Source organism: Streptomyces virginiae (assembly GCF_040638905.1).
GTDB classification, from domain to species: Bacteria; Actinomycetota; Actinomycetes; order Streptomycetales; family Streptomycetaceae; genus Streptomyces; species Streptomyces virginiae_B.
Map to the genome: position 1 here is coordinate 49,198 of NZ_JBEZYV010000034.1, position 19,148 is coordinate 68,345.

20 protein-coding genes and 1 pseudogene are annotated in these 19,148 nt (G+C 73.0%); 11 read left to right on the plus strand and 10 right to left on the minus strand.

Going from position 1 to position 19,148, the window contains the following annotated elements; genetic code table 11:
- The first annotated feature begins 48 nt into the window (after positions 1-48).
- Complete coding sequence (locus AB0F82_RS31620) at positions 49-522, plus strand: GNAT family N-acetyltransferase (protein ID WP_362633663.1); 474 nt, start codon at positions 49-51, stop codon at positions 520-522.
- A gap of 104 nt (positions 523-626) precedes the next feature.
- On the opposite strand, the gene AB0F82_RS31625 is transcribed toward AB0F82_RS31620, so the two are convergent.
- On the minus strand, positions 627-1,619 hold the full coding sequence (locus AB0F82_RS31625) for a zinc-binding dehydrogenase (RefSeq protein ID WP_356815307.1): 993 nt from the start codon (positions 1,617-1,619) through the stop codon (positions 627-629).
- 90 nt (positions 1,620-1,709) lie between these two features.
- Between AB0F82_RS31625 and AB0F82_RS31630 the strand changes: the two genes are divergently transcribed.
- Complete coding sequence (locus AB0F82_RS31630) at positions 1,710-2,384, plus strand: pentapeptide repeat-containing protein (RefSeq protein WP_362633666.1); 675 nt, start codon at positions 1,710-1,712, stop codon at positions 2,382-2,384.
- A gap of 21 nt (positions 2,385-2,405) precedes the next feature.
- Positions 2,406-2,791: pseudogene (locus AB0F82_RS31635) on the plus strand (glycosyl hydrolase); the annotation flags it as partial.
- Positions 2,792-2,849: 58 nt separating this feature from the next.
- Here the strand turns inward: AB0F82_RS31635 and AB0F82_RS31640 are convergent.
- The 3 genes from AB0F82_RS31640 to AB0F82_RS31650 all read right to left on the minus strand — a co-directional run bounded on the left by AB0F82_RS31640 (position 2,850) and on the right by AB0F82_RS31650 (position 5,238).
- Positions 2,850-3,353, minus strand: a complete 504-nt coding sequence (locus AB0F82_RS31640) for a hypothetical protein (RefSeq protein WP_356815293.1) — start codon at positions 3,351-3,353, stop codon at positions 2,850-2,852.
- Positions 3,354-3,427: 74 nt separating this feature from the next.
- The gene (locus AB0F82_RS31645) at positions 3,428-4,051 is read right to left on the minus strand and encodes a response regulator (protein WP_030031022.1); all 624 of its coding nucleotides are present in this window, start codon (positions 4,049-4,051) and stop codon (positions 3,428-3,430) included.
- Positions 4,048-5,238, minus strand: coding sequence for a sensor histidine kinase (locus AB0F82_RS31650; RefSeq protein ID WP_362633669.1), 1,191 nt, complete (start codon positions 5,236-5,238; stop codon positions 4,048-4,050). The genes AB0F82_RS31645 and AB0F82_RS31650 overlap by 4 nt, the downstream gene beginning before the upstream one ends.
- 337 nt (positions 5,239-5,575) lie before the next feature.
- On the opposite strand from AB0F82_RS31650, the gene AB0F82_RS31655 reads away from it, so the two are divergent.
- On the plus strand, positions 5,576-6,136 hold the full coding sequence (locus tag AB0F82_RS31655) for a GlcG/HbpS family heme-binding protein (RefSeq protein ID WP_356815296.1): 561 nt from the start codon (positions 5,576-5,578) through the stop codon (positions 6,134-6,136).
- A gap of 44 nt (positions 6,137-6,180) precedes the next feature.
- The gene (locus AB0F82_RS31660) at positions 6,181-7,581 is read left to right on the plus strand and encodes a M1 family metallopeptidase (protein ID WP_362633695.1); all 1,401 of its coding nucleotides are present in this window, start codon (positions 6,181-6,183) and stop codon (positions 7,579-7,581) included.
- Between the two features lie 34 nt (positions 7,582-7,615).
- Here AB0F82_RS31660 and AB0F82_RS31665 read toward each other — a convergent pair whose 3' ends face one another.
- Entirely contained in the window at positions 7,616-8,140 is a 525-nt protein-coding gene (locus AB0F82_RS31665; protein WP_362633671.1) for a GNAT family N-acetyltransferase, read from the minus strand.
- Positions 8,141-8,293: 153 nt separating this feature from the next.
- Positions 8,294-8,869, minus strand: a complete 576-nt coding sequence (locus AB0F82_RS31670) for a TerD family protein (RefSeq protein WP_030031143.1) — start codon at positions 8,867-8,869, stop codon at positions 8,294-8,296.
- A 157-nt stretch (positions 8,870-9,026) separates the two neighbouring features.
- On the opposite strand from AB0F82_RS31670, the gene arfB reads away from it, so the two are divergent.
- A complete protein-coding gene (arfB, locus tag AB0F82_RS31675; RefSeq protein WP_356815298.1) occupies positions 9,027-9,452 on the plus strand; it encodes an alternative ribosome rescue aminoacyl-tRNA hydrolase ArfB in 426 nt (141 codons plus the stop codon).
- 64 nt (positions 9,453-9,516) lie between these two features.
- Here arfB and AB0F82_RS31680 read toward each other — a convergent pair whose 3' ends face one another.
- Positions 9,517-10,083: a flavin reductase family protein gene (locus tag AB0F82_RS31680; RefSeq protein ID WP_362633675.1), complete on the minus strand. Its 567-nt coding sequence runs from the start codon at positions 10,081-10,083 to the stop codon at positions 9,517-9,519.
- 302 nt (positions 10,084-10,385) lie between these two features.
- Between AB0F82_RS31680 and cdgB the strand changes: the two genes are divergently transcribed.
- Complete coding sequence (gene cdgB, locus AB0F82_RS31685; protein WP_356815300.1) at positions 10,386-12,134, plus strand: diguanylate cyclase CdgB; 1,749 nt, start codon at positions 10,386-10,388, stop codon at positions 12,132-12,134.
- Positions 12,135-12,202: 68 nt separating this feature from the next.
- Positions 12,203-13,243, plus strand: a complete 1,041-nt coding sequence (locus tag AB0F82_RS31690) for a CBM35 domain-containing protein (RefSeq protein WP_362633679.1) — start codon at positions 12,203-12,205, stop codon at positions 13,241-13,243.
- Positions 13,244-13,271: 28 nt separating this feature from the next.
- On the opposite strand, the gene AB0F82_RS31695 is transcribed toward AB0F82_RS31690, so the two are convergent.
- The 3 genes from AB0F82_RS31695 to AB0F82_RS31705 all read right to left on the minus strand — a co-directional run bounded on the left by AB0F82_RS31695 (position 13,272) and on the right by AB0F82_RS31705 (position 16,385).
- Positions 13,272-14,189, minus strand: a complete 918-nt coding sequence (locus AB0F82_RS31695; RefSeq protein ID WP_362633681.1) for a 1-phosphofructokinase family hexose kinase — start codon at positions 14,187-14,189, stop codon at positions 13,272-13,274.
- A gap of 112 nt (positions 14,190-14,301) precedes the next feature.
- Positions 14,302-15,453: an N-acetylglucosamine-6-phosphate deacetylase gene (gene nagA, locus AB0F82_RS31700; protein ID WP_362633684.1), complete on the minus strand. Its 1,152-nt coding sequence runs from the start codon at positions 15,451-15,453 to the stop codon at positions 14,302-14,304.
- Positions 15,453-16,385, minus strand: a complete 933-nt coding sequence (locus AB0F82_RS31705) for an ROK family protein (RefSeq protein WP_356815309.1) — start codon at positions 16,383-16,385, stop codon at positions 15,453-15,455. The genes nagA and AB0F82_RS31705 overlap by 1 nt, the downstream gene beginning before the upstream one ends.
- A 176-nt stretch (positions 16,386-16,561) precedes the next feature.
- Here AB0F82_RS31705 and AB0F82_RS31710 point away from each other — a divergent pair, with 176 nt between their 5' ends.
- From AB0F82_RS31710 to otsB, 3 genes are read left to right on the plus strand one after another with little or no spacing between them, the layout of a single operon-like run.
- Positions 16,562-17,860 (plus strand): extracellular solute-binding protein, encoded by a 1,299-nt coding sequence (locus tag AB0F82_RS31710; protein WP_362633687.1) that lies wholly within the window; start codon positions 16,562-16,564, stop codon positions 17,858-17,860.
- A gap of 43 nt (positions 17,861-17,903) precedes the next feature.
- Positions 17,904-18,140, plus strand: coding sequence for a DUF3263 domain-containing protein (locus AB0F82_RS31715; protein ID WP_356815305.1), 237 nt, complete (start codon positions 17,904-17,906; stop codon positions 18,138-18,140).
- Between the two features lie 39 nt (positions 18,141-18,179).
- Positions 18,180-19,046 (plus strand): trehalose-phosphatase, encoded by an 867-nt coding sequence (otsB, locus tag AB0F82_RS31720; RefSeq protein ID WP_362633689.1) that lies wholly within the window; start codon positions 18,180-18,182, stop codon positions 19,044-19,046.
- Positions 19,047-19,148: the final 102 nt, after the last annotated feature.

A 19,148-nucleotide genomic window follows, 5' to 3' on the forward strand; every position in this document is an offset into this window, starting at 1 on the left:
AGCCCGCAGGGCCTACGTTCGTCGCGGACTGGTGCTTAGGCTGCGGGCATGATCCGAAGTGCTGAAGTGGCCGATGTCCCCGTCATCCACGCGATGATCCGTGAGCTGGCCGAGTACGAGAAGGCGCCGCACGAGGCGCGGGCCACCGAGGAGCAGTTGCGGGAGGCCCTCTTCGGGCAGCGTCCGGCGGTGTTCGCGCATGTGGCGGAGACCGCGGACGGGGAGGTCGTCGGGTTCGCGGTGTGGTTCCTCTCGTTTTCGACGTGGCGCGGGGAGCACGGCATCTATCTGGAGGACCTGTACGTACGGCCGGGCGTGCGCGGGGGCGGGCACGGCAAGGCGCTGCTGGCGGAGCTGGCGCGTACGTGCGTCGAGCGCGGCTACGAGCGGCTGGAGTGGTCGGTGCTGAAGTGGAACGCGCCGACGATCGCCTTCTACGAGGCCCTGGGCGCGCGGCCGCAGGAGGAGTGGTCGGTGTACCGCCTGACCGGCGGGGCGCTGGCCGCCCTCGGCGCGACGTAGCGGCGAGAGAGACGGAGCCACAACTGGCTTGGTGTGCAGTGTGGTTGAGGCGGCTGCCCGTGCCGGAGCGTGCCGTGTTCGAGCCGCCCCTCGCACCGTCGGGGTCACGGTTCCAGGACGACCTTGCCGGTGGTGGCGCGGTTCTCGAGGTCGCGGTGGGCAGCGGCGGCTTCGGCGAGTGGGTAGCGGCTCAGGGCGGGCCGGAGCCGGCCGGCGGCGGCTTCGGCGAGGGCGCGGGTTTCCAGGAGGCGCAGGGGGTCGTCGCCACCGGCCCGCTGGAGCATGGCGGAGCCGAGTACGCCCTGGGTGGTGATGCCACGGGCGGTGAGATCGGCGCGTTCGGTGTCGGTGAGGTCGAGGGGGCCGCCGGACCAGCCGAAGACCAGGTGCAGGGCGCCGGGGGCGAGCAGGCCGAGGGCGGTGCGGGCGGTGTTGCCGCCGACGGAGTCGAAGAGGACGCTCGCTCCGCCGGGGTGGTGGGCGCGGACGGCGTCGGCCCAGCCGGGGTCGGTGTGGTCGAGGGCGAGGTCGGCGCCGTTCGCGGCAGCCCGGGCGGTCTTGGCGGGTCCGCCGGCGAGGGCGATCACGGTGGCGCCGGCGTTCTTCGCGTACTGGACGAGCAGGGTGCCGATGCCGCCCGCGGCGGCGGGGACGAGGGCGACGGAGCCGGGTCCGAGGTCGGCGAACTGGAGGATCCCGAGGGTGGTGCGGCCGGTGCCGATCATGGCGACGGCCTGGGCGGGGTCGAGGCCGTCCGGTACGGGGTGCAGCCGGCGGGCGTCAGCGACGGCGTACTCGGCGTAGCCGCCGGGGGCGAAGCCGAGGTGGACGACGACGTCGCGGCCGAGCCAGGCGGGGTCGGTGCCGGCGCCGAGGGCGTCGACGGTGCCGGCGACTTCCCGGCCGGGGACGGTGGGCAGTGCGGGGAGCGGGGCGGGCGGGCCCTGGACGCCGCGGCGGAGGCTGGTGTCGAGGAGGTGCACCCCGGCGGCGGCGACGGCGATGCGGACCTGGCCGGCGGCGGGGGCGGGGCGGGCGGTGCGCTCGTAGGTGAGGTTCTCGGCGGGGCCGAAGGCGTGCAGGCGGACGGCGTTCATGGTCGTGGGCATGGGTTCAGGCTGCGACCTCGACTTCGGTTGAGGTCAAGAGCGCGGGCCGCTGTCAGTGCGGTCGGTCACGATGGAGGCATGGTGCGAAACGTGCGGCAGCAGTCGGTGAAGGCGGCGCGGAGGCCGGAGCTGCGGCTGCCGGACCTGGCGCGCTGGGAGGGGCCGGAGCTGGAGCCGGACGGGGACTACGACGGGCTGGAGTTCGCGGACCTGGACCTGGCGGGGCAGGAGGGGATCGGGGCCCGGTTCATGGACTGCGCGCTGCGGCGGTGCACGCTGGACGAGGCGGGGCTGGCGAAGGCGCGGATCCTGGATTCGGTGCTGGAGGGGGTCCGGGGGGTGGGGACCGACCTGTCGGGGGCGTCGCTGCGGGACGTGGAGCTGGTGGACGCCCGCCTGGGCGGGGTGCAGCTGCACGGGGCCGGGCTGGAGCGGGTGGTGGTCCGGGGCGGCAAGATCGACTATCTGAACCTGCGGAAGGCCCGGTTGAAGGACGTGGTCTTCGAGGGGTGCGTGCTCGTGGAGCCGGACTTCGGGGGCGCGGTGCTGGAGCGGGTGGAGTTCCGGGACTGCGCGCTGCGCGGCGTGGACTTCAGCGGGGTCCGGATGGCGGACGTGGATCTGCGGGAGGCCGCCGTCCTGGAGATCGCGCGGGGGGTGGACGCGCTGGCCGGGGCGGTGATCAGCCCGGCGCAGCTGTTCGATCTGGCCCCGGCGCTCGCTTCCCAGCTGGGGGTGCGGGTGGTGCCGTAGCCGGGGCGGGGCGGGACTCGGCAGCGGTTCCGTTTCGACTTCGCGCCCAACCGCGGGGGTGACGCGATCGCGTGGACGAGCTGCTATCCCGGTGACGACGTGGTGGACATCGTCGGCACGGATTCCTATGACCAGGAGCCCGGCCGTACCTTCGGCGAGCAGGTCACGCAGCCCTACGGACTGCAGCAGCAGGTCGTTTCGCGAAGGCGCACGGCAAGCGGATCTCGTACCCCGAGTGGGGGTTGTTCCGGCACGGCGACAATCCGGGATACGTGCGGGGCATGCTGGCCTGGTTCGCCGAGCACGAGCCGCTCTACCACAGCATCACCGACTACTGCCCGCACGGCGTGTGGCAGTGCGGGCAGAACCCGCGCTCGGCACAGGTGTTCCGGGAGTCCCTGTCCGGCGGACGGCTCTAGGCCCTACAAACCCTCCTGGCCCCCAGACCCTCCAGGGCCCCAGGCCCTACGCCGGGACGCGGGGGAAGCGGGCCTGGAGGGTCCAGACGGCCGGGTTGTCGGCGAGGCCGTCGTGCATGTCGATCAGGTCCGCGAGCAGGTCGTGCAGGAAGTCGCGGGCTTCACGGCGCAGCAGCCGGTGGCTGAAGGTCAGCGGGGCCTCTTCGGCCGGCATCCAGTCGGCCTCGACGTCGACCCAGCCGAAGCGGCGCTCGAAGAGCATGCGGTCCGTGGACTCGGTGAAGTCGATCTCGGCGTACTGGCGTTTGGCGGAGCGGCTGCCGCGCGGGTCCTGGTCGAGCTGCTCGACGATGTCGCACAGGGCCCAGGCGAAGTCCAGTACGGGCACCCATCCCCAGGCTGTGGACACTTCGCGGTCCGCGTTGGTGTCGGCGAGGTACACGTCCCCGCAGAACAGGTCGTGGCGCAGCGTGTGGACGTCCGCCGAGCGGTAGTCGGTCTGCGGGGGGTCGGGGAAGCGCCGGGAGAGGGAGTAGCCGATGTCGAGCACGTACCCGATGGTGTCACGGGTCCCCGGGGCCCCCCACCCCGGACCGGTGGGAGGGGCGGGCCGGGAGGGGCGCGTCAGGAGGGCAGGAGGCGTTGTTCCTTCGCGACGGAGACGGCGCCCGCGCGGGTGTCGACGCCGAGCTTGTCGTAGATGCGCCCCAGGTGGGTCTTGACCGTGGCCTCGCTGATGAACAGGGCGCGGGCGATGTCGCGGTTGCCCAGCCCGCGTGCGAGCTGTCCGAGGATGTCGAGCTCGCGGTCGGTGAGGGTGGGGCGGCTGCCGCGCATGTGGGCCATCACGCGGCTCGCGACCGGCGCGGAGAGGGTGGTGCGGCCCTGGGCGGCCGAGTGGATCGCGGCGAAGAGCTCCTCGGGGCGTTCCGCCTTGAGGAGGTAGCCGGTGGCGCCCGCGCCGATGGCCCGGGTGATGTCCGCGTCCGTGTCGTAGGTGGTGAGGACGAGGACGTGCGGGGGCTGCGGGAGCGCGGTGATGCGGCGGGTGGCCTCGACGCCGTCGATGCCCTCGCCGAGCTGGAGGTCCATGAGGACCACGTCGGGGTGCAGCTTGGCGGCCAGGGCGACCGCCTCCTCGCCGCTGCCCGCCTCGCCCAGGACCTCGATGTCGGGTTCGCTGCCGAGGAGGGCCAGGAGGCCGGCGCGGACCACCACGTGGTCGTCGCAGAGCAGGATCGTCGTCATGGAGCGGGCTCCAGGGGGATGGCCGCGGAGAGGACGGTGCCCTCGCCCGGCGTGGATTCGATGGTCAGGGTGCCGCCCAGCTGGCGGACGCGGGCCCGCATCGCCGGTAGGCCGTGTCCGCGCCCGTCGGCGTCCGTGCGGGGTTCGGTGAAGCCGTGGCCGTCGTCGGCGATGTCGAGCACCACCTGGTCGCCGAGGAAGCTGAGGGTGAGTGCGGCCGTACGGGCGCCGGAGTGCTCCCGGACGTTGGCGAGGGCGCCCTGGGCTATCCGCAGCAGGGCGGACTGGATGCGGTCCGGGAGGGGGGCCGGGGCGCCTTCGAGGTGGAAGCGGACCTCGATGTCGGGGCCGGCGTCGAGGGCGCGCAGGGCGTCGGCGAGGCCGGCGCCGTCGGCGAGCTCGGACGGGGCCAGGTCGTGGACCAGTCGGCGGGCCTCGGCGAGGCCGTGCGCGGCGATGCCGGTGGCGGTACGGACGTGTTCGCGGGCGGTGGCGGGGTCGGTGTCCCAGGTGCGGTCGGCGGCCTGGAGCAGCATCTGCTGGCTGGAGAGGTTCTGGGCGAGGGTGTCGTGGATCTCCATGGAGAGCCGCTGGCGTTCCGCGAGGGTGCCTTCGCGGCGCTCGGTGGCGGCCAGCTCCCGGCGGGTCCGGATCAGGTCGTCGATCAGCGCGCGCTGGGCCTGGGCCTGGCGTTCCATGTGGACGAAGACGGCGGTGGCGAGTGCGGCGACGGCGGGCGGGGCGAGGAGCAGGTTGGGGTCGAAGGACTGGGACAACTGGAGCTGGGCGGTCACGACGAAGGCGGTGAGGAGGGCCACGAGGACGACGGCGGCGCGCGGGGGGAGGGTGCGCAGGGCGGTGAAGAAGAGGGGTACGGCGCACCAGGCGAAGCTCGGCGCGAGGACGACCAGGACGACCCAGGTGGTGACGACCAGGCCGAGCCAGAGGAGGCGGCGGCGGGTGGGGGCGGCGCCGAGGGCCGGGCCGAGTACGTAGAGCAGGGCCAGGGTGATGCTGAGGGCGAGGACCCAGGGGGTGCGGGGTTCGCCGGGGTGGCGCAGCAGGAAGCGGGCCACCGAGGCGCCGAGGAGGAGGAAGAAGGCGGTGTGCGCGACCGTCGCCAGTGTGCGGGTGTCGTCGCGCGGCGGGGCGGGGGTCACGGGGTGGGTGCTCCTCGGTCGGGGCATGCGTCCATTGTCGGCTGCCGCACCGTTGCGGCGCCGTTGCGGGGGCGCTGCCCCCGGGCCCCCCGCGCCTCGAACGCCGGCGGGGGCCGGGATGGTGCCGGCGGGGCTGGGATGGCGTCGGGGTGCGGGTCTGACCAGCAAATACCGCGCCGGGGGCGATGCGCATCGGCCGATCGGCCGACCCCTGGGTCAGCCGGTGCGGTGGGCGGGGCGAGCCGGTCCGGGGACGGGGTGGCGGGGGGTGCGGGGACAGGCTTGGAGCAGTGAAGGAGCCGGTCCGACCGGCCCGGACCGACCCGAAGCCGTCAGCGTGTCACCGTTCTCAGGAGCAGCAGAGATGAACACCCGCACCCGCGTTCTCACCGGTACCGCCCTCGCCGTCGCCCTGGGCGCCGGAGCCTTCGGTGCCGTGAGCGCCAGCGCGACCCCCGCCTCCACCACCGCCCGGGCCGCGGCCGTCGCGGGGAAGACGGACGGCCCGAGCGACAAGGACTTCACCACGACGACCCACCTGACCGTCGACGCCGCCACCCGCGCCGCCCAGGCCGCCCTCAAGGCCGCCGCGGCGGAGAACCAGAAGGTGACCGTCGCGGTGGTGGACCGCAACGGCAACACCATCGTCACCCTGCGCGGCGACGGCGCCGGGCCGCAGTCCTACGAGTCGGCGCAGCGCAAGGCATACACCGCCGTGTCCTGGAACGCCCCGACCTCGGTTCTCGCGGGCCGTCTGGCCCAGGCCCCGAACCTGAAGGACATCCCCGGCACCCTCTTCCTCGGTGGCGGCACCCCGGTCCAGGCGAACGGCGCGCCCGTCGCCGGCATCGGTGTGGCCGGCGCCCCGAGCGGCGACCTGGACGAGAAGTTCGCCAAGGCCGGCGTCGACGCGCTCGGCAAGTAGCGAGAGCGGTTTGCCCGCTTAGGATCGGGTGCGTGGACCAGCGCATGCTTCCCCGCCTCGCCGCCCCTGCCGTCGCCGCCCTGCTCGCCGTCACCACGGCGTGCACGGGGGGCCCGGTGCAGGGGCGGCCGGGCGCGTCGGGGCTGCGCGATCCGTACTTCCCCAAGGCGGGCAACGGCGGCTACCAGGTCGAGCACTACGCGCTGGACCTGGACTACGACCCCGCCGACGGGGTGCTGCACGGCACGGCCGTCATCACCGCGCGCGCCGATCAGGGGCTCAGTTCCTTCAACCTCGACCTCAGCGGCCTGCGCGTGGAGGACGTGAGCGTCGACGGTGAGAGGGCCCGGTTCAACCGGACCGGCAACGAGCTGACCGTGCGCCCGGCCGACGACCTGAAGAACGGCCAGGTCTTCCGCGCGGAGGTCGACTACAGCGGGCGGCCGAAGGCCCTCACGGACGCGGACGGCTCCAAGGAGGGCTGGATCACGGGCGAGGACGGTGCGGTCGGCGTGGGAGAGCCGGTCGGGTCGATGACCTGGTTCCCCGGCAACCACCATCCCAGCGACAAGGCCGCCTACGACATCACGATCACCGTCCCGCACGGCTACGAGGCCGTGTCGAACGGGGAGTTGAAGTCCCGGACCGAAGCCGGCGACGGGCGCACCCAGTTCGCGTGGCACAACCCGGAGCCGATGGCGAGCTACCTGGCGACCGCCGTCGTCGGCCCGTACAAGGTGACCACCGGGCGTACGCCCTCCGGGGTGGCTCTCTACAACGCGGTGTCGCCGGAGGAGGCGGCCGCGAGCGAGCGTTCGCTGGCGCGGCAGTCGGAGATGCTGGAATGGGGCGGCCGCCGGTTCGGCCCCTACCCCTTCGGTACGGCGGGCGCGGTCGTCCTGCCCGCCGGGACCCTCGACTACGCGCTGGAGACGCAGACCAAGCCGGTGTACCCGGGTGCGCCCGAGGACGAGGCGCTGGTGCTGCACGAGCTGGCCCACCAGTGGTTCGGCAACTCGGTGTCGCCGAAGACCTGGAAGGACATGTGGCTCAACGAGGGCTTCGCGACCTACGCCGAGTGGCTGTGGGACGAGGACCACGGCGGGCCCACGGCGCAGGAGCACTTCGACGCCGTCCTCACCGGTGACACGGACGTCGACGAGGCCGCCGGATCCGACTGGGCCGCCTTTCCGCCGGCCGACCCGCCCCGGCCGCAGGACATCTCGGCGAGCCCGGTGTACCAGCGCGGCGCGATGGTCCTGCACCGGGTCCGGCAGGAGGTGGGCGACGAGAAGTTCTTCGCCCTGCTGCGCGGCTGGGCCGCCGACCACCGGCACGGGAACGCCGGTACCGCCGACTTCACCGCCTACGCGCAGACGCGGACGGGCCACGACCTGAAGAAGGTCTGGGACGTCTGGCTGTACGGCAAGGACCGCCCGCAGTAGGTCCGCCGGCCAGAGGGGGCGCGGCAGGACCTGGCTACGCGGCGTCGAGTGGTTTGCGCAGCACCGTGCAGTCGCGGCCCCGTTCGCGGTCCTTGGCGCGGCGCACGGGGGAGTAACCCTGGGAGCGCCAGAAGGCGAGGCCCGTGGGGTTGTCGTCCAGTACGGCGATCTGTACGCCGGTGCGTCCGGCGGCGCGGAAGCGGTCCTCGACCAGGGTGGCCACGGCACGGCCGTGGCCCTCGCGGTGCGCGGTGGCGTCGATGAGCAGCAGGCCGATCCAGGGGTCGTCGTCCCCGGGGGCGGCGGCAGGGTTGTGGGCCAGGGTGGCGGCGAGGCCGAGGAGACGGCCGGCGCTGCGGGCGAGGAGGATCTCCGCGCTGTCGTGGGCGAGTTCGTCGGCGAGGGCGGCCGCGACCTGTTCGACCGTGATGCGGTTCGGATCGGGGAAGTCGCCGCTGAGTTCGAAGAACGCGTGGTTGGTCGAGTAGAGGGCGGCGATCTCGGTCAGGACCGGGCCGGGGAGGGCGCCGTCCACGGGGACCAGCGGTTGGAGGATCACCAGTGGAACGGTAGCGAAGCCCCCTCCCCGGACGGCCGGGAGGGGGCTTCGCCCCGCGCTGGTGTCCGCGGGTCCGCTCAGCGGCGGACCGGCGGTCGGCGGATCCGGCGGATCGGGCGGATCCGCCGGGTCAGGCAGGCCTGTGGAGCCGACTCAGACGTTGACGCCGAAGTCCTGGGCGATGCCGGTGAGGCCGGAGGCGTAGCCCTGGCCGACCGCGCGGAACTTCCACTCCGCGCCGTTGCGGTAGAGCTCGCCGAAGACCATTGCGGTCTCGGTCGCCGCGTCCTCGGAGAGGTCGTAGCGGGCGATCTCGGCGCCGCCGGCCTGGTTCACGACGCGGATGTAGGCGTTGCGGACCTGGCCGAAGTTCTGGCTGCGGCTCTCGGCGTCGTAGATCGAGACCGGGAAGACGATCTTGTCGACGTCGGCGGGCAGGCCCGCGAGGTTGACGTTGATGGCCTCGTCGTCGCCCGCGCCCTCGCCGGTGCGGTTGTCACCGGTGTGGACGATGGTCTGGTCCGGGGTGGACTTGTTGTTGAAGAAGACGAAGTGGCCGTCGGAGACGACCTTGCCGGTCGCGTTGACGGCGATGGCCGAGGCGTCGAGGTCGAAGTCGACACCGGTGGTGGTACGGACGTCCCAGCCGAGACCGACCGTGACGGCAGCGAGGCCCGGGGCCTCCTTCGTGAGCGAGACGTTGCCGCCCTTGGACAGGCTGACAGCCATGGGAATGTCCCTTTCCTCATCCGACATGCACGTACAGGCGGTCAAACTACCGCTGACCTCTATAACGCGACGAGAGGCCTGTCGGGTTCCCGTCGTGAATTCCGGTCGGCGGCAAATGCGGGTGACGCGGGGCGGGCGGGCACGGATCATAGGGGGCATGCCTGGTCCTTATGTCATCCGCGGTTCGGTCGCGCTCCCCGAGGGGGAGCTCTCCTGGCGTTTCTCGCGGTCCTCCGGGCCCGGCGGGCAGCACGTGAACACCTCGGACTCGCGCGTGGAGCTGCTGTTCGACCTGGCGGCGACCAAGGCGCTGCCCGAGGTCTGGAAGGAGCGGGCGCTGGAGCGCCTCGCGTCCCGGCTCGTGGGCGGGGTGGTGACCGTACGGGCCTCCGAGCACCGCTCGCAGCTGCGCAACCGGGAGATGGCGCTGGTCCGGCTGGCCTCGCTGCTGGCCGAGGCGACGGCGCCGCCGCCCAGGCAGCGCCGGCCGACGAAGATCCCGCGCGGGATCAACGAGCGGCGGTTGCGGGAGAAGAAGGCGCGGGCCGAGACCAAGCGGGGCCGCACCGGCCGGGACTGGTAGCCACGGCGGAACCTCCCCCGCGGCGGGACCCGCCCGGGGCGGGGGCCGGGGGCCGGGGGCCGGCTCAGGTCAGGTGACGGTAGCGCCCGCGGAAGTACGTCAGCGGCGGGGAGTCCGGGGACGGCAGCGCGGCCGTCAGGACCCGGCCGATCACCAGGGTGTGGTCGCCCGCCTCGACGCGCTTCTCCGTACGGCATTCCAGGGTGGCGAGGGCCCCGCTCAGCAGGGGCGCGCCGGAGGCCTCGCCGCGTACGTACGGCAGGTCGGCGAAGAGCAGCCGGTCGCTGATGCGGCCCTTCATGGCGAAGCGGCCGGCGATCTGGAGCTGGTGGTCGGCGAGGACGGAGACCGCCCACAGCGGCTGCTCCGCCAGCAGGTCGTCCATGCGGGAGCCCTCGCGCAGGCTCACCAGGACCAGGGGCGGGTCCAGGGACACGGACATGAAGGCGGTCGCCGTCATGCCGACGTCCTCGCCGCGCGGGCCGTCGGCCGACAGCGGGGTCTCGTGGGCGGTGATCAGGCACACACCCGCGGCCAGCCGGGACATCGCGGCGCGGAACTCGTCATTGCTCACCCCCTCAGCATGGGGGTTCGCGTCGGGCGGGGCGGCTACGGGGGTCGTCTTCAGCACGTTGAAACGCTAATCTCGCCCTCCCGTACGGCACATCGGGCCCTGGTCCGAGTCGCGTCCCCACCCCTCGGCCTAGGCCTCCGGCGTATCGTTTGCTCACGAGAAGGCGGGGGAGCGCTCCCAGGCCGAACCCCCTCTACGCGCACCGTTATTCATCTCATGTGACTTGAGTCACAGCGGGCAAGATTTGTTGACCCTGTGTACCTGCCGCACAGCTCACTGTGATTCAGTGGACGGGACACCGCAACGAAACGCCGATGACAAACCTGGAGTTGCTGTCGAGGTCTCGGGGAGAGCGAGCAATGGAGACCGAGTCGGAGCCGTACGTCCGTCTTGCGACCCTGCGGCAGCTGCACCGGGTGGTGGCCGATCTCAATACGGCCCGGAGCCTGGCGGACACTCTGCAGACCGTCGTGGACGGCATCGTCGTGGGCCTCGGCTATGAGCTCGCCTGTGTCAACCTCGTTCGCCCGGACGGCGATCTGGTCGTCGCCGCCTTCGCGGGCGACCCCGCCGCGGAGGCCCTCATCACAGGTCGCGTGGGGTCCCGCGCCTCGTGGGAGCGCCGTCTGACGATGGGTGAGTGCTGGGACGGGCTCCGCTTCATCCCGCACTCGGAGGGCTGGGTCCTCCTGGAGGACGACGTCCCCCAGTGGCACACCGACGGCCCCGATCCGCGCTTCGAGGACGAGTGGCACCCCGAGGACCGGCTCTACGCGCCCATGTATGCGTCCGGCGGGGAACTTCTGGGTGTCATTTCGGTGGACAGACCGCGCAACGGCCGCCGGCCCGGTGCCTGGGGCCGTGAAGCGCTCCAGATGTACGCCTTCCAGGCGGCGATTGCGATCAGCAATGCCAGACTCCGAGCGAACATGCAGCGCGCCCTCGTCCGGCTGGAGCGCGAGCAACAGGCGCTCCGCGCAAGTGAAGAGTCGTTCCGCCAGGCCTTCGAGTACGCCCCCAGCGGCATGGCCATCGCCGAGATGGGCGGGGACCAGCACGGCCGGCTGCTGCGCACCAACGACGCACTGTGCCGGCTGCTCGGCCGCCCCGCCTCCGTACTGCGCCGCTACTCCTTCTCCGACCTGGTCCACCCCGAGGACATCGGCACCCTGCTGCGCACCTCCGCCGAGGGCGGCCGCGCCGAGCTGCGCCTGGGCCGCCGGGACGGCACGTACGTGTGGGTCTCGCTGCGCAACTCCGTCGTGGCGGACGCCGCCGACGGGCCGCGCTTCCTGCTCACGCACGTCGAGGACATCGAGGAGCGCAAGCGCCACGAGCTCCAGCTCGCCCACCGGGCCAGCCACGACTCGCTGACCGGCCTGCCCAACAGCGCCGAGCTGCGGGCCCGGCTCGGCGCGCGGCTGTGTCGCAGGCCCCAGTCCGCGCGGGCCAGCGCGATCGAGGCCCTGGACGCGGCCTTCGAGGGGCGTGACGCGCACGGCGGGCAGGCCGCCCAGGTCGGGCACGACGGGTACCAGGTACGGGCGGAGGCGGGTGGTGCCGGTGAGCACGGCTTTCAGCCCGACGGGCCCGACCGGTACGGCGGAGGTGATCCCTTCGACTTTCCCGGCGCGCCGACCGCTCCGACGGACGGGCCGTACGACCACCACGTCCACACGGTGGCGCCCGCGACGGACGTCGACGACGGGACGAAGGGGCTCGCGGTGCTCTTCTGCGACCTCGACGGCTTCAAGTCGATCAACGACCGGTTCGGGCACCACACGGGCGACGCGGTCCTGATCGAGGTCGCCCGGCGGCTGACGACGGGCGTCAGGGACGGTGACACCGTCGCCCGGCTGGGTGGTGACGAATTCGTCGTCCTGGCCGACGGCCTCGGCGCCGCGGACGCCGCGGACCTCGCCGTCCGGCTGCGCAACGCGATCATCCCGCCGATCCGCGTGGACGGCCGTGCGGTGCGTGTCGGCGCCAGTTTCGGCATCGGCTGGGCCAGCTGCGGGATGTCGGCGGACGAGGTGCTGCGCTCCGCCGACCAGCGGATGTACATCGAGAAGCGGTCCCGCTCCAAGGCGCACCGCCGGGCGGGCTGAGACGGTCTGTCGCCCGTATGTGCACCTGTTCGGGGTAGGCTCCCGGGGGTCGAAAGGAGTGACCTGCGATGACGACGCCCGCGAACAACGGCCCGCACGGTGGGGCGAACACGCCCGAGGACGATGATCCGTTCGGCTATCTCTACGCGGACGGCCAGTCTGCCGGAGCCGCCCCGCCCACGTCGGGCGGCGGGTACGGCTACCCGGGCGGGGCGGCCGGCGGTCACCCAGGTGCGCAGCCCGGTGTCCCCCGTACCTCGCACCACCAGGTGCGGACGGTCGGCGAGCGCAGGAACGGCGGCGGCCAGCGCGGCCCCGTCCCGCACCAGCAGAGCCCCGCGCAGCAGCCCCCCGGCTACCAGGCCCAGTACCAAGCCCCCGAGGCGCTCCAGGCGGGCGGCTACGGCGTTCCGCAGCAGCCCCAGGCCGCGCAGACCCAGACGATCGGGCATGCGGGCGGGCACGGCGGCCGCGGCGGTGCCGGCGGCGCCTCCAGCCGGCGCGGTCTGCTGATCGCGGCGGTCGCGGTGGTCGGCGCGGTGGTGATCGGCATCGGCGCGGCCCTCGCCTTCGGCGACAAGGACAAGGGCGAGGACAAGGGCAAGGACACCGCGAACGGCGGCCAGCAGTCGGCGGCCCCGCAGAACCCGGCCAGCCCCACCCCGAGCACGAAGCCCTCGCAGGTCCAGCTGCCGAAGGCGGACTTCGGCGGCAGCGGCATGTCCCTCACGGGCGGTGCGAACCTGCAGAACACGCTGCCGGGTGCGAAGAGCGAGAACGGTCAGTACGTGACCGGGCTCAACGCGGTCGGTGCGGCGGCCACTTGGTCGGTGGACGTCCCGAAGACCGGCAAGTACAAGCTGAAGATGACCTACGGGGTGCCGGGCAAGGACGCCAACACCACGCTGACCGTCAACGGTGAGGCGCAGACGCGGCCGGTCAACATGGCGAACTTCTCCAAGGCCGCCCCGGGCGACTGGGCCAAGGGGTGGACCAACACCTACTCGCTGGTGGACCTCAAGCAGGGCGCCAACACGATCAAGATCTCGTGCGAGGCGGGCAACCAGTGCGACGTCGTCCTCGACCAGCTGTGGCTGGAACAGGGCTGATCCGCTCCACCGCCGCCAAGGGCAGCCCTCAGGCGGGCGTGACCTTCACCGACCCCCGTACCTCCTCGTAGGTGCGGGGGTCGAACTCTCCCGCCACCGGGGCGAGGACCGTGGCCGCCGAGAGGGCCACCGCTCGGGTGAGGCGGGCCGGCCAGTCCAGGCCCTCCGCCAGGGCGGACAGCAGGCCGGCGACGGCGGAGTCGCCGGCTCCGGTGGGGTTGCCGGACAGCGGGCGCGGCGGGGCCGCCTGCCAGGTGCCCTCGGCGGTGGCGGCCAGCAGGCCGCCCGGGCCCAGTGAGGTGACCACCGCGTGCGCTCCGCGGCGGCGGGCGTCACGTGTGGCCGGGAGCGGGTCGCGGGAGCCGGTGAGCTCGGCCAGCTCGGCGGCGTTCGGCTTGATGATCTCCGGGCGTGCGGCGACCCCGCGCCGCAGGGCCTCGCCGCTGGTGTCCAGGAGTACGGGGACGCCGGCCGCGCGGGCCACCCGTACGAGCACCGCGTACGCGCCCACGGGCACGCCCGGCGGGAGGCTGCCGCACAGGGCCACCGCTCGTACCCGGGCCACGAGCTCCTCGTAGTGCATGAGGAACCGCGACCACTCGGCGGGAGTGATGAGCGGGCCCGGCTCGTTGAACTGCGTGGTGTCGCCCGAGGCTTCGTCGACCACGGCCACGGTGCGGCGCGAGGCGCCCTCGCAGGGCAGCAGCGCGTCCACCACCCCGGGGGACATGGCCAGCACGTTCTGCACGACGGAGCCGACCGGACCGCCGGCGAAGCCCGTCGCGGTCACCTTGTGGCCGAGCGCGGCCAGGACGCGGGCGACGTTGAGGCCCTTGCCGCCGGGCCGTTCGGTGACGGTGGTGACCCGGTGCGAGGCGTGCGGAAGCAGCCGCGGCACGCGGTACGTGACGTCGAGTGCGGTGTTGAGCGTCACGGTCAGGATCATGGGCACTCCCGGGTCTGTTGCTGCCGGGATCATGCCAAACGCGAGGCGGTCGGCCCAGTCCCACGGGGCGACCGCCTCCGCTCGTCCAGCCGCTTGGCCGTCAGGGCCGCCCTCAGGGGCCGGGGCTGACGACCCATTCGCCGCGCCGCATGACGCCCCGGACGTCGAAGGCTGCGTCCAGGACGACGAGGTCCGCGTACTTGCCGGGCTCCAGCGAGCCGATCTCGTCGTACAGGCCGATCAGCTTGGCCGGGTTGGCGGAGATCGCCTGGACCACGGACTCCACCGGCAGCTTGTCGAGGGTCACCGAGCGCTTGAAGGCGGTGTCCAGGGTGAGCGTCGAGCCGGCGATGGAGCCGCCCTCGACGAGGCGGGCCACCCCGCCCTTGACCTCGACCTCCAGCGGGCCGAGGTGGTAGGTCCCGTCGCCGAAGCCGGCCGCGTCCATGGCGTCGGTGATCAGCGCCACACGGTGTGCGCCCGCGTGGTGGAAAGCCAGTTCGAGAGCGGCGGGATGCAGGTGGGTGCCGTCGTTGATGAGCTCGACGGTGATCCGCTCGTCCTCCAGGAGGGCGGCGATCGGGCCGGGTTCGCGGTGCGCGAGCGCGGGCATCGCGTTGAAGAGGTGGGTGGCCACGGTCGCGCCCGCGTCGATGGCGGCGCGCGTCTGCTCGTAGCTGGCGTCGGTGTGGCCGATCGCGGCGATGACCCCGTGTTCGGCGAGCAGCCGTACGGAGTCCAGGCCGCCCGGCAGTTCGGTGGCCAGGGTGAACATGCGGGCTGCGCCGTGGGCCGCGTCGATGAGCTTGCGGACCTCGGCCGGGTCGGGGTCGCGGAGCAGGTCCTCCTTGTGGGCGCCCTTGCGGCAGGGGTTGATGAACGGCCCCTCGAAGTGGATGCCGGCGATCTCGCCCGCTTGCGTCAGCTCGGCCAGCAGCCCGGCCCGCCGGGCCAGTTCGTCCAGGTCCCCGGTGACGGTGGAGGCGACCAGGGTGGTCGTGCCGTGCGCGCGGTGGGTGCGTACGCCCTGGAGCACGTCCTCGGCGGTGCCGGAGGTGAACGAGGCGCCGCCGCCGCCGTGGTTGTGGATGTCGACGAAACCGGGGACGATCCAGTGCCCGGTCAGGTCGACGATCCGCGCGCCCTCGCGTGCGCTGCCGGCGATGCGGTCGCCGTCGACGATGACCCGGCCGCCCGCCACGGTCCCGGTGGGCAGCACCACCCTGGCGCCGGAGAGAACAGTGCTGTGTGCGCTTCCGGACATCAGGCCGGTACCTCCGTGGCGAGTAGGTCCCAGGCGAGCAGCCCTGCGCCCAGGCAGCCGGCGGTGTCCCCGAGGGCCGCCGGCACGATGTGGGGGAGCCGCTGGAACGTCACGCGCTCCTCCACGGCCTTGCGTAGTGGTGTGAACAAGGTTTCCCCGGCCTCGGCGAGCCCGCCACCGATGATCAGCGTGCGGGGGTCCAGCAGAGTGATCGCGGTGACCAGGCCGTCGGCGAGGGCTCCGACGGCGGCCAGCCAGACCTCCCGGGCGCGCGCGTCGCCGGATTCGACGGCCTTGGCGCAGTCGGCGGCGTCGGCCGCCGGGTCGCCGGAGGCGGCCGCCCATGCGCGGCTGACGGCGGCCGCGGAGGCGAGGGTCTCCAGGCAGCCGCGCTGGCCGCAGCCGCAGTCGGGGCCGCCGGGGCGGACCACGATGTGCCCGATCTCGCCCGCGTACCCGTGGGCGCCGGCCTCGATGCGGCCGGCGATGCCGATGGCGCCGGCGATACCGGTGCCGAGCGGCACGAAGAGGAAGCGGTCGGCGCCCCGGCCGGCGCCGATGCGGCCTTCGGCGAGCCCGCCCGTGCGCACGTCGTGGCCGAGGGCCACGGGGATGCCGCCGAGGCGTGCGGTGAGCAGCGCGCGCAGCGGGACGTCGCGCCAGCCGAGGTTCGCCGCGTAGACGGCGATCCCGTGGTCGGCGTCGACGATGCCCGGGACGGCGACCCCGGCGGCCGAGGCGGCCCGCCCGAAGCGTTCCCGGCCGGTGGCGAGGAGCTCGGCGGCGAAGTCCTGGATCGTCTCGACGACGGCGTCGGGGCCCCGCTCGCGGCCGGTGGCCCGGCGCGCTTCGTGCAGCAGGGTGCCGTCGGCGGCGACGAGGGCGGCCTTCATCCCGGTGCCGCCCACATCGAGGGCGATGACGTGTTTCACGGGTTTCACAGAGACAGTCTCGCGTGCTCGGCGGGGAAAGGTCTAGTCCATTGAGGGGGATTGTTGAGTGACCATACAAATCGGACGTGCTGGTGGGGGGCCCGATGTGGACGAGTCGCCAAAGTGGTGTAGACCTTACGTGGATCGTACGTACAACTAGGGGTGGATCGATACCTGTGAAGGGCCGTTACCTGAGCCTGGCCGCGTCCGGCGCCGCGCTGTGCCTGACCGCTGTGACGCTGACGGGCTGCGGAGCCGTCGGCGGACTCACCGGAGACAACGAGGTGACCCTGCGGGTCGTGGCGGCCGACTACGGGGACAATCCGCAGAACTCCTCGGCGGCCTACTGGAAAGACCTGGCCGCCGGCTTCCACAAGGACAACCCCGGCATCAAGGTCGAGGTCAACGTCTTCTCGTGGTCAGAGGTCGACGCCAAGGTCGCCGAGATGGTCAAGGCCGGCAAGGCCCCCGACATCGCGCAGATCGGCGCCTACGCCGACTACGCCGCCGCCGGCAAGCTGTACTCCACGGCCGAGCTGCTCTCGGTGAAGACCGAGGCCGACTTCCTCGCCCCGCTCGCGGACGCCGGGAAGGTCAAGCAGACCCAGTACGGCATGCCCTTCGTCTCCAGCACCCGGCTGCTCTTCTACAACGAGAAGCTCCTCGCCGACGCCGGCGTGATCGGCAAGGACGCCAAGGGCTGGCAGCCGAAGAGCTGGGCGGACCTGGAGGCCGCGGCCAAGAAGCTCAAGGGCGCGGGCGTGCCCACCCCCTTCGCGCTGCCCCTGGGCCGCGAGGAGGCGCAGGCCGAGACGATGATGTGGATGCTCGCGGGCGGCGGCGGCTACACCGACAACGAAGAGGGCTACGCCATCGACTCCGCCGACAACGTCAAGACGCTGGAGTTCCTGCGCGACAAGATGGTCGGCCAGGGCCTCACCGGCCCCGTCGAGCCGGGCAAGCTGGACCGCCAGGCCGCCTTCGAGGCCTTCACCAAGGGCGAGGTCGGCATGCTCAACGGGCACCCGACGCTGATGAAGCAAGCCGAGGCCAAGGGCGTGAAGTTCGGCATGGTCGCGCTGCCGACGTCCGACGGCTCCCAGCAGCCGGCGATGGGCGTCGCGGACTGGGTCATGGCGTTCAAGAACGGCCACCGCGCCGAGTCCGGCAAGTTCCTGGACTACCTGTACCAGCCGAAGAACGTGACGGCCTTCACCGAGAAGTACGACCTGCTGCCGGCCACCACCACCGGCTACCAGGCGAAGCAGGCCGCCACGAGCGGTCCTGCGCTCCAGCTGAGGCCCTTCCTGGCGGCGCTGCCCAGCTCGCGCCTGTACCCGGTCGGCAAGAAGTCGTGGGCGGGCGTCAGCGAGGACATCAAGCAGAACATCGGCAAGACCGTCCAGCCCGGCGGACAGCCCGCCAAGGTGCTGGAGGACATCGCCACGGCGGCCCGCGCGGCGGACCCGCGCTGACCCGGCGCCGCCGTCTGTCGGACGGCGGCGTTAATCTGGCGGTATGACGGACGAGGGGCAGCTGACGGCCGCGGAGGCCGCGGTGCTCGCGTACGAGGGACGCACCTGGCCGGGGCCCGGAGCCAAGGAACGGGCCATACGGGAAGGTCTGGGGATGTCCCCCGTCCGCTACTACCAGCTGCTCAACGCGCTCATGGACGACCCGCGGGCACTGGCCCACGCCCCGGGCACCGTCAACCGGCTGCGCAGGATCCGTGAAGCCCAGCGAGCACGGCGATAGCCGTAGCCGTCGTCCCGCCGGGCCGTTAGGGTCGTGCGTATGGGGAGCCATCCGCACGACCTGCCGATGCCCGTCAGCGCTGCCGGACGCGAGGGGCTCGAAGCCCTGCTCCGCGCACCCCGCCGCTCTGTGGTCGCCCTGGACTTCGACGGCACCCTTGCCGACATCGTCCCGGACCCGGACCAGGCCCGGGCACATCCCGAAGCCGTTCCCGCGCTTTCGGCCCTCGCCCCCGAGGTGGACTCGGTGGCCGTGGTCACCGGGCGGCCCGCGAGCGTCGCCGTCCGCTACGGGGGCTTCGCCGGGGTGCCCGGACTGGAACACCTCGTCGTCCTCGGCCACTACGGCGCCGAACGCTGGGACGCCGTGACCGGCCTCGTCCACGCCCCCGCCGAGCACCCCGGGGTGGCGGCCGTGCGGGCCGAACTGCCCGGCTTCCTGGACGCGATCGGGGCCTGGCGCGGCACCTGGATCGAGGAGAAGGGCCGGGCGCTCGCCGTCCACACCCGGCGCGCCGAGGACCCGGCGGCGGCCTTCGCGGCGCTGCGGGAGCCCCTGACCGAGCTGGCCGCCCGGCACGGGCTGATGGTCGAGCCGGGGCGGGCGGTACTGGAGCTGCGGCCCCCGGGCATGGACAAGGGCGTCGCCCTGACGGAGTTCCTGGCGGAGCGGGACGCCGAGACGGTGCTCTACGCCGGGGACGACCTGGGCGACCTCGCCGCGTACTCGGCCGTCGAGAAGCGCAGGGCCGACGGGCTGCCGGGGCTGCTGGTGTGCAGCGGCTCGGCGGAGGTCCCCGAACTCGCCGCCCGGGCCGACCTGGTCCTCCCAGGACCGGGCTCCGTGGCTTCCTTCCTGGCCGCGCTGGCCCGGGCCGTCGCGAACTCCAGCCCCTCCGGCGTTTGAGGAGCGGGGTTCCGCTCCCTGCCGGCGTACGCGTAGCGGAGCCGATGTGCGGCGGCCTCGCGGGCGGGAACTCAGTGGTCTCCGCCGCAGGCCGCGTCCGCA